At 69.0% G+C, this 11,873-nt stretch carries 15 protein-coding genes; 5 read left to right on the forward strand and 10 right to left on the reverse strand.

From position 1 onward, the window contains the following. Positions 1-229: hypothetical protein (locus ACRDSQ_RS26185; RefSeq protein WP_431424620.1), on the reverse strand; the 229-nt coding region annotated here is incomplete at its 3' end. Positions 230-235: 6 nt separating this feature from the next. After that, entirely contained in the window at positions 236-1,699 is a 1,464-nt protein-coding gene (locus ACRDSQ_RS26190) for an MSCRAMM family protein (RefSeq protein WP_431424621.1), read from the reverse strand. Between the two features lie 280 nt (positions 1,700-1,979). Between ACRDSQ_RS26190 and ACRDSQ_RS26195 the strand changes: the two genes are divergently transcribed. The 5 genes from ACRDSQ_RS26195 to ACRDSQ_RS26215 all read left to right on the forward strand — a co-directional run bounded on the left by ACRDSQ_RS26195 (position 1,980) and on the right by ACRDSQ_RS26215 (position 6,116). Next, on the forward strand, positions 1,980-2,828 hold the full coding sequence (locus tag ACRDSQ_RS26195; RefSeq protein WP_431424622.1) for a patatin-like phospholipase family protein: 849 nt from the start codon (positions 1,980-1,982) through the stop codon (positions 2,826-2,828). A 108-nt stretch (positions 2,829-2,936) separates the two neighbouring features. Further along, on the forward strand, positions 2,937-3,518 hold the full coding sequence (locus tag ACRDSQ_RS26200; RefSeq protein ID WP_431424623.1) for a dihydrofolate reductase family protein: 582 nt from the start codon (positions 2,937-2,939) through the stop codon (positions 3,516-3,518). Positions 3,519-3,609: 91 nt separating this feature from the next. Continuing rightward, positions 3,610-4,266 carry a peptidylprolyl isomerase gene (locus ACRDSQ_RS26205; protein ID WP_431424624.1) on the forward strand — a complete coding sequence of 219 codons (657 nt, stop codon included), beginning with the start codon at positions 3,610-3,612 and terminating at the stop codon, positions 4,264-4,266. 92 nt (positions 4,267-4,358) lie between these two features. Next, positions 4,359-5,036, forward strand: coding sequence for a GmrSD restriction endonuclease domain-containing protein (locus tag ACRDSQ_RS26210; RefSeq protein WP_431424625.1), 678 nt, complete (start codon positions 4,359-4,361; stop codon positions 5,034-5,036). 78 nt (positions 5,037-5,114) lie between these two features. Continuing rightward, the gene (locus ACRDSQ_RS26215; RefSeq protein ID WP_431424626.1) at positions 5,115-6,116 is read left to right on the forward strand and encodes an aldo/keto reductase; all 1,002 of its coding nucleotides are present in this window, start codon (positions 5,115-5,117) and stop codon (positions 6,114-6,116) included. 67 nt (positions 6,117-6,183) lie between these two features. Here ACRDSQ_RS26215 and ACRDSQ_RS26220 read toward each other — a convergent pair whose 3' ends face one another. The 8 genes from ACRDSQ_RS26220 to sufB form a co-directional block, all read right to left on the reverse strand. Next, positions 6,184-6,507, reverse strand: a complete 324-nt coding sequence (locus ACRDSQ_RS26220; protein WP_431424627.1) for a DUF6355 family natural product biosynthesis protein — start codon at positions 6,505-6,507, stop codon at positions 6,184-6,186. A 157-nt stretch (positions 6,508-6,664) separates the two neighbouring features. Continuing rightward, complete coding sequence (locus tag ACRDSQ_RS26225) at positions 6,665-7,054, reverse strand: metal-sulfur cluster assembly factor (protein WP_431424628.1); 390 nt, start codon at positions 7,052-7,054, stop codon at positions 6,665-6,667. Next, positions 7,051-7,500, reverse strand: coding sequence for a Fe-S cluster assembly sulfur transfer protein SufU (sufU, locus tag ACRDSQ_RS26230; RefSeq protein WP_431424629.1), 450 nt, complete (start codon positions 7,498-7,500; stop codon positions 7,051-7,053). Before sufU ends, ACRDSQ_RS26225 begins: the two co-directional genes overlap by 4 nt. Beyond that, positions 7,500-8,756 carry a cysteine desulfurase gene (locus ACRDSQ_RS26235; RefSeq protein WP_431424630.1) on the reverse strand — a complete coding sequence of 419 codons (1,257 nt, stop codon included), beginning with the start codon at positions 8,754-8,756 and terminating at the stop codon, positions 7,500-7,502. Before ACRDSQ_RS26235 ends, sufU begins: the two co-directional genes overlap by 1 nt. A gap of 37 nt (positions 8,757-8,793) precedes the next feature. Beyond that, positions 8,794-9,567, reverse strand: a complete 774-nt coding sequence (gene sufC / locus ACRDSQ_RS26240; RefSeq protein WP_431424631.1) for a Fe-S cluster assembly ATPase SufC — start codon at positions 9,565-9,567, stop codon at positions 8,794-8,796. A 15-nt stretch (positions 9,568-9,582) separates the two neighbouring features. Then, positions 9,583-9,921: a non-heme iron oxygenase ferredoxin subunit gene (locus ACRDSQ_RS26245; protein ID WP_431424632.1), complete on the reverse strand. Its 339-nt coding sequence runs from the start codon at positions 9,919-9,921 to the stop codon at positions 9,583-9,585. Beyond that, positions 9,918-11,078: a Fe-S cluster assembly protein SufD gene (gene sufD / locus ACRDSQ_RS26250; protein WP_431424633.1), complete on the reverse strand. Its 1,161-nt coding sequence runs from the start codon at positions 11,076-11,078 to the stop codon at positions 9,918-9,920. Before sufD ends, ACRDSQ_RS26245 begins: the two co-directional genes overlap by 4 nt. Next, positions 11,079-11,873 (reverse strand): Fe-S cluster assembly protein SufB (sufB, locus tag ACRDSQ_RS26255; RefSeq protein WP_431424634.1); only part of this gene is annotated, 795 nt, incomplete at its 5' end. It lies immediately after the preceding gene.

An 11,873-nucleotide genomic window follows, 5' to 3' on the forward strand; every position in this document is an offset into this window, starting at 1 on the left:
GCGCGGCACTGGCCGCGGGCGGCGCGGCGGTCGTGGGTGCCCGCGGTGGCTCGACGGGCAGGACCGCGCCGATCCCGCCGAGCGCGACCACCTGCGGCCGCGCGGGCTCATGGGGGCCGGCGACGGCGGTCCCGGACACGGTCACCGCGCCGCCGAAGACCACCGCGACGAACAGACCCGCCCCGCCCGCGACGGCGGGCAGGGCGAGCCACCAACTCTGTTGGGCCATCCGGGGTCAGCGCTCCCAGTCGCGGCGCATGCCCCGGCCGACCACGACGCGACGGCGCGACGGGCCGTGGAGCAGGAGCAGGGCCACGAGCGCGCCGCCGATCAGCACCAGCACACCGAGTCCGGCGAGCAGGCCGGTCGACGGTCCGCCGTCGTCCAGCGCGGCCGCCGCGACGGACTGGCCGTCGCCGGCGGGGATCGTCTTGGGCACCGTGGGCACGTTCGGCTTGTTCGCGACCGTGAGCGTGAGCGTCGCCCCCGGTGTGACCTCACCGCACGCCGAAGGCGGTGCCGCAGGGTCGAAGGCCTGCTCGTATCCGGGCGGTGCGGCGACCTCGATGACGCAGATCTGTTGCGGCGTCCGCAGATTCGGCACGCCGATGGTTCCGTCGGCGCCGGTCACCACGACCGACGGCGTCCCGTCCGCGCCTGCCAGCGGCTTGCCGTCCTGGTCGAGGGCGGGCTTGGTCTTGTCCGCGCCGGTGATCCGCAGCGAGACACCCGCGATGCCCTTGCCGGTCTTCTCGTCGACCTTCGCCACCGCGACCTTGCCCGGCGCGGTCACGGCCGTGACGGCCGCCGCGGCGGTCAGCTGCTTCTCGCCGCCGGTGCTCACCACGCGCTGGGTGTCGACCTGGATTGCCTGGCGTACCACCGGCTTGTCGGCGGGAGCGGCCAGGGCGATCGCGACCTTCGGGTTGGGGCCGGTCGGCGTGACGTTGAGCGTCAGTGGCCCACCCGCTTCCGGGGTCGGCAGCGTCAGCGTCTTGCGGCCCTCGACGAGGGCGTCGGTGAGGGTGATCGTGACCGGCACGGCCGCCACGCCCTTGCCCGCCGCGTTGACGACCGTGACCGTCCAGGTGTCGGGCGTGCCGATGAGCTGCGGCGCGGTCGGCTTGGTGATGCCCGTCGTCCACGGACCGCGGTTGGCCACGGCATCAGCTTTGAGCTTGTCGACGGCCGATTTGGCGCTCGCGGGCAGCTTCGCCAGGTGGAAGGGCGCGTCGTAGGCGATCGTGCGGAACGTGTTGGTCGGCAGCAGTTGGTCGGGGTTCTGCGGCGCCGCCGTCCAGGAGTGCAGCAGGTGCGCCAAGGCCGCGGCCTCGTCGGGGCTCTTGGTCGTCGAGTGGCGCAGCAGCAGGTAGGAGATCTGGGCCGCGACGTCCGGGCTCAGCTCCGTGCCCCATTTGGTCTTGAGCGCCTCACCCGGCTGATACTGCTCGTCGGTGTCGGGCGCGAGGTAGGCGTACTGCACGCACCACACCTGCTGCCCGTTGACCAGGTACGAGCCGGACCAGTCCGTCGCGTCCGGGTTGCCCTTGTACGGCTGCGAGGGCGCGGTCTTGTATCCGAGAGCTTCCTGCACGGCCGCCGCGGCGGTGGGCGCGGCGCTCACGAGGAGGGCGCCCGCCAGCAGCGAGGCACTCGCCACCCCTGCGACCAGCCGGGCGCCGAACTTGGTTCGCCCCATGGTGATGTCGACTCCTTGCCGCCGGGATGAGGTGGGTGGTGATTCCCTCGCGAGCCTGGTGTCGCGAGAACCCCGTAGGCAATCCGCCGACGGGGCGACGCCGATCGGCGGGGCTGCCCGGCGTCGGCGGCCGGGCTCTCGGGATCCACATGATCGTTACCCGCGAATGGCGGATCGACCCGGCCCATGTGGGTGTAAGTCGGTCACGCAGCGGAGAACCGGGCCGGTTCGGCGGAGCATGGCAACCGGGTGACTTGCCCCACGTACCACGATGACAAAGATGACGCGACGTGCGCTGGTACTGGGCGGCGGCGGGCTGGCCGGGATCGCCTGGGAAACCGGCATCCTCACCGGCTTGGCCGACGCGGGCCTGAACGTGACCGATGCAGACCTGACTATCGGCACCTCGGCGGGATCGACCGTGGCCGCGCAGATCGGCAGCGGACTGCCGCTCGACGAGCTGTTCCGTAGGCAGGCGGATCCCCTGGCGCACAACCGCGAGCTGACCCCACCCGGGGCGGGTGGGCCGGAGTTCATGGCCAACCTGGCCGCGTTCACGGCCGAGGGAGTCGACCCCGCGGAACTGCGGAGGCGAATCGGGGCGCTCGCCCTCTCGACGGCCACGGTGCCGGAGTCGGTCCGCCGGGAGGTCATCGCGAACCGGCTCCCGTCACCCGCGTGGCCCGACCGCGCCCTGCTGATCGTCGCGGTGGACGCCACCACTGGTGCTCCCCGGGTGTTCGGCCCGGACTCGGGCGTGGACCTCGTGGACGCCGTAGCCGCGAGCTGCGCGGTTCCGTGCGTCTGGCCGCCGGTCACCATCGGGGGCGCGCGCTACATCGATGGTGGTGTGCGGTCGATGGCCAACGTCGACCTGGCTGCCGGATGCGACCGCGCCGTCGTCATCGCGCCGATCCCGGACGATGCCCTGTGGGAACCGGTCGAGAGCTGCCGGGTCGAGATCCTCACGCCCGACGAGCGTTCCCTCGCCGCGTTCGGCCCCGACCCGCTGGACCCGGCCACGCGGACCCCGGCCGCCCGCGCCGGTCGAGCCCAAGGCAGACACGTCGCCGCCCGAGTCGCGGAGGTCTGGACCTTGCCCGCGAAAGTCACGCGAAAAAAATCCTGAAGACGTGTCGATTGCACGACCTCCCGTCCGTCGGTCAAGTACACGGCGAAGACAGCCGACCACGAAGAGGTAGCCCCGCACACCGCGGGCCGAGACTGGAGGATCACCATGGGCAAGCTCGTTGTCACCGAATTCATCTCCCTCGACGGCGTCATCGAGGACCCGGGCGGCGCCGAGGGCTTCGAGCACGGCGGTTGGAGCTTCAAGTCCCCGGCGCCGGACGGCGACCAGTTCAAGTTCGAGGAGCTGATGAACAGCGACGCGCAGCTGTTCGGCCGGCTCACCTACGACGCCTTCGCCGCCGCGTGGCCAGAGATGACCGACGAGGCCGGGTTCGCCGACAAGATGAACTCGATGCCCAAGTACGTCGTGTCCACGACCCTCGGCGAGGCGAAGTGGAACAACACCACCGTCATCTCCGACAACGTCGCCGAAGAGGTCGCCAACATCAAGACCAAGCACGAGGGCGACATCCTCGTCCCGGGCAGCTCGCAGCTCATCGACACGCTGCGCGCGCACGGCCTGATCGACGAGTACCGGCTGATGGTGCACCCGGTCGTCCTGGGCTCGGGCAAGCGCCTGTTCAACGACGGCGCGGGCGCCTCGGACCTGGAGTTGGTGGAGTCGCGCAACGTCGGCCCCAACGTGCTCCTGCAGACCTACCGCCCGGCCGCCAAGACCGAAGAGTGACCGGCTGACGCCGGTGGTCCCGCCTGGGGCGGCGGGATCACCGGCCGAACAGCCGATCGCCACGGGTGGGCGCCGTGGTTAGCCTGGCCCGATGAAGCGAACCATGATCGCCGTCATCACGGCTCTTGTCGCTGGTGTGATCGTCTCGTCGCCCGCCACCGCGGAGACGGGCAGACCCGCGCAGTGCGAGTTCACACCGACCCCGGACAACCCCGCCGCCCGACCGGTGCGCGTGCCCCGCGCGAAAGCGAAGTCGCACGGGACCGTGGATGTCAGCATCTCCACCAACTACGGGACGCTCGAACTTCGGCTCGACCGCGACAACGCGCCCTGCGCGGTGCACAACATCGTCCACCTGGCGCGCGCCGACTTCTATGACGACAGCCGGTGTTTCCGGCTCACGAACAGCCCCCGCCTCGGTGTCCTGCAGTGCGGCGACATCTACCGCGCCGAGGAAGGCGGTCCGGGCTACAAGTTCCCGGACGAGGTCACCGGCCAGGAGACCTACCCGCGCGGCGCCATCGCGATGGGCAACCAGGGGCCGGGTACCAACGGCAGCGAGTGGTTCATCGTGCACTCGGTGGCCAAGATCCGGCCGGTGTACACGGTGATGGGACACGTGACGCGCGGCATCGAGGTCATGGACCGCATCGTCGCGGCGGGCATCGACCCGGACGGCGCGGTCGACGGCGCACCCCGGTACCCGGTGGTGATCCACGACGTGCGGGTCGGGCGTTCGCATGGCTGAAACCTCGATCCGATAACAAAAGCATCCCGAAACGATCAGCGGGCTCCCTCCGTGCCAAGATCGCGCTGACGCGCGGAGGGGGTCTCGAGGGGATGGCACGGCCGAAGGCGATCCCGCTCCGGACCCGGCTGTTGCTGGCGCTCACGGCGCTGATTGTGCTCAGTCTGACCGCGGTGGCGGTCGGGTGGCTGGAATCGAGGTCCGCGGACGCGACACCGGCGGACATCGCACCGGCCAACGATCCCGGCACCGCCCGCGCGCAGTTGGCGGAGTTGGAAGTCCGGCCGGGCAGGCCGATGGCGGGGTACTCGCGGGACTCGTTCCCCCACTGGGCCACCGTCGAAGGACAGTGCAACGCCCGCGAAGCGGTGCTGAAGCGCGACGGCCAAGACGTCGTGGTCGACGGGCGTTGCCGCGTCGTGTCGGGCCGCTGGGTCAGCCCGTTCGACGGCGCGACCTGGACCGAACCCACCGATGTGGACATCGACCACCTGGTGCCGCTGGCCAACGCGTGGCGCAGCGGCGCGGGCGAGTGGTCGAAGGTGCAGCGCCGCGAGTTCGCCAACGACATGGTTCGTCCCCAGCTCATCGCGGTGACCGACAACGTCAACCAGGCCAAGGGCGACCAGGGCCCCGACACCTGGAAGCCGCCGCTGATCAGCACTTGGTGCGGCTACTCGGTCAACTGGATCGCGGTCAAGCACCACTACAAGCTGTCGGTGAACCCCGCGGAGAAGACCGAACTCGGGAAGATGCTCGACCGCTGCTGACTTGACCTGGAGCGCGCTCCAGGAGATTGACTGCTCTCGACGCCCGGAACCACACGGGCCAGTTGAGAGGACCTCCGCGTGAAGTACCGCACGATCGGCACGGACCCCCGAACCCGCCGCACCGTCAGCGTGCTGAGCCTGGGCGCCATGCTGTTCGGCACGACCGTCGACGAGCAGACGTCGTTCGCGATCCTGGACAGGTATGTCGAGGCGGGCGGGACGTTCATCGACACGTCCAACAACTACGCCTTCTGGTTCGACGAGTCCCAGGGCGGCCAGAGCGAGGCGCTGCTCGGCCGCTGGCGACGCAGCCGAGGTGTGGGCGGCGAGATCACCATCGCCACCAAACTCGGCGGCCGTCCGGTTGCCCCCGGCCTCAGCTTCGCCGACACGGCGCTGGCGAAGAACGTCGAGGGCCTGTCCCCCAAGGTGATCCGCGAGTCCGCCGCACGCAGCGCGGAGACGCTGGGCATGTCCACAGTGGACCTGCTGTACGCGCACGTGGAGGACTACGTGACCCCGATGGAGGAGACGGTGGCGGCGTTCGCCGAACTCGTCGCGGAGGGGACGGTCGGGATGCTCGGGGTGAGCAACCACTGGGCCTGGCGCGTCGAGCGCGCTCGCACCACGGCCGTGGCGGCGGCGCTGCCGGGGTATGAAGTGCTGCAGTACCAGCACAGTTACCTGCGTCCGCGGACGGACCTGCCCGGTCGGCGCTCGGTCGACGGCAACCAGGGTTACCTCAGCGCGGATCTGCGGGCGTACTTGCGGACCGAGCCGGAGTTGGCGCTGGTGGCGTACTCGCCGCTGCTCGGTGGGGCCTACACGCGGGCGGACAAGCCGCTCGGTGTCGACTTCGACCACCCCGGCACCGAGTCGCGACTCACGGCGGCGCGCAAGGTCGCCGAGGAGACCGGCGCGACGGTGAACCAGGTGGTGCTGGCGTGGATGATCGGCCACGAGATCCCGGCGATCCCGCTCGTGGGCGCGTCGTCGGTGGCCCAACTCGACGAGAGTCTTGCCGCCGTGGATCTGGACCTGTCGCCCGAGCAGCGCGCGATGTTGGATCAGGCGCGCTGATCACCAAATACTGAAAGGGGCGGGCCGAATAGCCCCCAGACGCTATTCGGCCCGCCATTCATTCGAATCAGCAGGTTTCACCCTTGTACCAGGCGAACTTGATGATTCCCGCATCCCCCAGATAGGTGCGGCCCGGTCCGACGCATTCGTCGTAGCCGCTCAGGCCGTGGTGCCGCTCCACCCGGATCCAGACCCACGAGCCCCCGCCGCAGTGGTTGTAGTACGCCCGCCCGGACGGCCCGTCGGGGTCCCAGCCGCAGGCCAGCGGGCTTGCCGCGACCCGAGGACTGTTCTGCTCGACAACCGCGGCGGCCGGAGCGGCGGCGAGTCCCGCGAAGGACAGAGCGATTGCCAGAGACGCCAGCGGGCGCAGGCTTACCAGTGAACGCATTTCATTTCCCCCTTGCCACATGGGGGAAGTTGATTTCCTCCCCCAAGGAGATTCCAGCGTCGCACGGGAATGGGGTGACGGAGTAGTCCCTGAAAGGGTGAAAAGAAAACGAAGGCCGACGGGGTGTGTCCGTCGGCCTTCGGTAAGAGCTATTCGATCAGACAGTGAAGCCTAGCGCGCGTAGCTGTTCGCGGCCGTCGTCGGTGATCTTCTCCGGGCCCCACGGGGGCATCCAGACCCAGTTGATCCGGAAGTCGTTGACCAGGCCTCCGCCGGTCAGCGCCGCGCGGGTCTGGTCTTCGATCACGTCGGTCAGGGGGCACGCCGCTGACGTCAGCGTCATGTCGATGGTCGCCGTGTTGTCGTCCTCGACGCGGATGTCGTACACCAGGCCAAGGTCGACGACGTTGATCCCAAGCTCAGGGTCGACCACGTCGCGCATGGCCTCTTCGAGGTCGTCCAAGGTGGCCAGGTCGGCGCGGGGGGCCTGGTCTGGCATCCCGGCGGCGCCGCGCTGGACTTCTTCTGCGTCGTTCCCGGTGCTCATTGCGCTGTCACTCCTTCGCCCGAACGGGCAACCGCGTCCTTGAAAGCCATCCAGCCAAGCAGAGCACACTTCACCCGTGCCGGGTACTTGGCCACCCCCGCGAAGGCGATGCCGTCCTCCAGCACGTCCTCATCCGGTTCGATCTGACCCCGGCCCTGCATCAGCTCCACGAACGCGTCCATAGTGGACAGTGCGTCCGTCACGTCCCGGCCGACCACCAGGTCCGTCAGCACCGACGTGGACGCCTGGCTGATCGAGCAGCCCTGCCCCTCGTACGACACGTCCGCGACCTTGTCGCCGTCGAGTTTCACCCGCAGGGTGACCTCGTCGCCGCAGGTCGGGTTGACCTGGAAGGACTCCGCGTCGAACGGGTCGCGCAGACCGCGTCCGTGCGGGTTCTTGTAGTGGTCCAGGATGATCTCCTGGTACATCTGCTGCAGCTGCATCACGCCACCCCGAAGAACTTGCGGACCTGGTGCAGCCCCTCGATCATCGCGTCGATCTCGGCCTCGGTGGTGTACAGGTAACCGGACACCCGGGTCGAGGACTGCGCGCCGAGCCTGCGGTGCGCGGGCTTGGCGCAGTGGTGCCCGCCGCGCACGGCGATGCCGTACGAGTCGAGCACCTGGCTGATGTCGTGCGGGTGCAGGCCTTCCATGGTGAAGCTGATCGCCCCGCCGCGGTCGACCATGTCGGTCGGCCCGAGGATCCGCACCCCCGGCACCTCCAGCATCCGCCGCAGCGCGTAGCCGGTGATCGCCTGCTCGTGCGCGGCCACGTTCTCCATGCCCAGCGCGCTGAGGTAGTCGATCGCCGCGCCCAGCCCGATCGCCTGGGCGATCGGCGGGGTGCCCGCCTCGAACTTGTGCGGAGCCGGAGCGTAGGTGGAGCGCTCCATCCGGACGTCCTCGATCATCTCGCCGCCACCGTGGAACGGGGGCAGCGCCGCGAGCACGTCGGACCGTCCCCACAGGACACCGATGCCGGTGGGACCCAGCAGCTTGTGCCCGGTGAAGCCGATCAGGTCCGCACCCGTCTCCAGGACGTTGTACGGCAGCTGCGGCCCCGCCTGCGCGGCGTCGAGCACGACGAGCGCACCGACGGCCTTGGCGCGGCGGGCGATCTCGGCGACCGGGTTGATCGTGCCCAGCATGTTCGACACATGCGCCAACGAGACGACCTTGGTGCGCTCGGTGATCAGCTCGTCGATGTTCGACAGGTCGAGCCTGCCGTCGTCGGTGATGCCGAACCACTTCAGCGTCGCGCCGGTCCGCTGGGTGAGCAGCTGCCACGGCACGATGTTGGAGTGGTGCTCCATCTCGGTGACGACGACCTCGTCGCCGGGACCCACCCGGTACGGCTCATCGGCCCAGGCCAGCACGTTGGCGACCAGGTTGATCGCCTCGGTGATGCCCCGGGTGAAGATGATCTCGTCGCGGCTGGGCGCGCCGATGAACGCCGCGATCTTGTCGCGGGCGCCCTCGAACGCCGCCGTCGACTCCTCACCGAGCTGGTGCACCGCGCGCGCCACATTCGCGTTGTGGCGCTCGTAGTGCTCGGTGAGCGTGTCGATCACCGACTGCGGCTTCTGCGACGTGTTCGCGCTGTCGAGGTAGACCAGCGGCCGGTCCTCGGCGAGTTTGCGCTGCAGGATCGGGAAGTCCTTGCGGACCTGCTCGACGTCGTACCCGTGGCCGGTCACCTGACACCCCTCTCCGTGGATTCTGTCCTGTGCAACGTCAGGAAGTGCTCGCGGCTTCCTGGATTCCCGCGTATTTCACGTAGCCCTCGGCCTCGAGCTGGTCCGCCAGCTCCTTGCCGCCGGACTCGACGATCTTGCCCGCCGCGAAGACGTGCACGAAGTCGGGCGTGATGTGGCGCAGGATGCGGGTGTAGTGCGTGATCAGCAGGACACCGTGCTCACCGGAGGCCTGGAACCGGTTGACGCCCTCGGACACGACACGCAGGGCGTCGACGTCGAGGCCGGAGTCGGTCTCGTCCAGGATGGCGATCTTCGGGTCGAGCAGCGCGAGCTGCAGGATCTCGTGGCGCTTCTTCTCACCACCGGAGAAGCCCTCGTTGACGCTGCGCTCGGCGAAGGACGGGTCGATGTCCAGCTCGCCCATGGCGGCCTTGACCTCCTTGACCCAGGTCCGCAGCTTCGGCGCCTCGCCGCGCACGGCGGTGGCCGCGGTGCGCAGGAAGTTCGACATCGACACGCCGGGAACCTCGACCGGGTACTGCATGGCCAGGAACAGGCCCGCGCGGGCGCGCTCGTCCACGCTCATGGCCAGGACGTCCTCGCCGTCGAGCGTGATCGTGCCCGAGGTCACCTGGTACTTGGGGTGACCGGCGATCGCGTAGGACAGAGTGGACTTGCCGGACCCGTTGGGGCCCATGATCGCGTGGGTCTCGCCTGCCTTGATGGTCAGGTCGACGCCCTTGAGGATCTCCTTGGGACCTTCGTCGGTGTTGACCGAGACGTGCAGGTCCTTGATCTCCAGCGTGGCCATGTCGTGCGGTTTCCTTCAGTTCGTGGTGGTGGTGACGGCGGCATTTGTCACGCGCTGAACGTCGACGTGAACATCCCCAGCGACGATTGTCACGGCGTACACGTCGACGGGTTCGGTGGCGGGCGGAGCCGAGGGGGCGCCGGTGCGCAGGTCGAAACACGACCCGTGCAGCCAGCACTCCAGCCCCTTGCGGGTCATCTCCCCTTCGGACAGTGCCAGTTCGGCGTGCGAGCACTCGTCGCGCAACGCGTGCACCTCGTCGCCCTGGCGCACCAGCACCACGGCGACATCATCGACCTCGACGGCGTGCGGTTTGCCGTCGTCCAGATCGGACAGTGCACAAGCGCGACTCATACCCCGACTGCTTCCAGTTCGGCCTCGATCGCCGCCTCAAGGCGCTCGCGCACCTCGGGAACGGTGATCTTCATCAGCAGCTCGTGGAAGAAGCCGCGCACAACCAGGCGCCGGGCCTGGTCCTCCGGGATTCCGCGAGCCTGCAAGTAGAACAGCTGCTCGTCGTCGAAGCGGCCGGTCGCGCTGGCGTGGCCCGCCCCGGCGATCTCACCGGTCTCGATCTCCAGGTTCGGCACCGAGTCGGCGCGCGCGCCGTCGGTCAGCAGGAGGTTCCGGTTGAGCTCGTAGGTCTGGGTGCCCTCGGCGGCCACGCGGATCAGCACGTCGCCGATCCACACGGTGTGCGCGCCCTGGCCCTGCAGCGCGCCCTTGTACGTCACGTTCGACGTGCAGTTCGGCTGCGCGTGGTCCACAAAGGTCCGGTGCTCGAAGTGCTGCCCGGCGTCGGCGAAGTACAGACCGGTGAGGTCGACTTCCCCGCCCCGCTCGGCGAAGGACGCCGTCGGGGACACCCGGACCACGTTGCCGCCAAGGGTGACGACGGTGTGCTTGAGCACCGCGTCCTTGCCGATCTTGGCGTGCTGCGCGGAGACGTGCACCGCGTCGTCGGCCCAGTCCTGGATGGACACCACGGTGAGCTTCGAGCCCTCGGCGAGGACGAACTCCACGTTGTCGGCGTACACACCGGAACCGCGGTGGTCGATGACCACGACAGCCTCGGCGTACAGCTCGGCGCGGATCTGCAGGTGGCCGTAGGCGAGCTTGCCCTCGCCCGGCCCGGTGACCTTGACGGTCGTCGGGGCGGACGCGCGCTGCTCCTTGGCCGCGGTCACGATCGTGGCCTCGGTGAAGGAGCTGTACGCCTGGGCGGCGACCCGGTCGGCGGGCACGCCCGCCTCGCCGAGCCGCTTGTCGCCGCGCGCCACCGTCTCCACGGTGAGTTCACCGGGCGCGTCGACCTCGACGGTCGCCACACCGGTGGCCTCGACACCTTGGTGCAGGCCGGCCAGTCGCTTCATCGGCGTGAAACGCCAGATCTCCTCGCGGCCGGTCGGCACCTCGAACGCGTTGACATCGTAGGAGGAGAACCATTCGGCGCGCGACGCCTCGGGAACCCGCACTCCTTCGGAACGCGAGTTTTCAACAGCGGCAGTCATTTAGCCGACGGCCCCTTCCATCTGCAGTTCGATAAGGCGGTTCAGTTCGAGCGCGTACTCCATGGGCAGCTCACGCGCGATGGGCTCGACGAACCCGCGCACGATCATCGCCATGGCCTCGTCCTCGGTCAGGCCGCGCGACATCAGGTAGAACAGCTGGTCGTCGCTGACCTTCGACACCGTGGCCTCGTGGCCCATCGACACGTTGTCGTTGCGGACGTCCACGTACGGGTAGGTGTCCGACCGCGAGATCGTGTCGACCAGCAGCGCGTCGCACTTCACCGTCGACTTGGAGCCGTAGGCACCCTCGTCGATCTGCACGAGGCCGCGGTAGGACGTGCGGCCGCCACCCCGGGCGACGGACTTCGACACGATCGTCGAGGACGTGTGCGGCGCCGCGTGCACCATCTTGGCGCCGGCGTCCTGGTGCTGGCCCTCGCCGGCGAACGCGATCGAGAGCACCTCGCCCTTGGCGTGCTCGCCGGTCATCCAGACGGCCGGGTACTTCATCGTCACCTTGGAGCCGATGTTGCCGTCGATCCACTCCATGGTGGCGCCCTCGTGGGCGACGGCCCGCTTGGTAACGAGGTTGTAGACGTTGTTCGACCAGTTCTGGATCGTCGTGTAGCGGCAGCGCGCGCCCTTCTTCACGATGATCTCGACGAACTCGCTGTGCAGCGAGTCGGAGGAGTAGATCGGCGCCGTGCACCCCTCGACGTAGTGCACGTACGCACCCTCGTCGACGATGATCAGCGTCCGCTCGAACTGGCCCATGTTCTCGGTGTTGATGCGGAA

This window comes from Actinokineospora sp., assembly GCF_050699995.1.
In the GTDB taxonomy this organism is placed as follows: domain Bacteria; phylum Actinomycetota; class Actinomycetes; order Mycobacteriales; family Pseudonocardiaceae; genus Actinokineospora.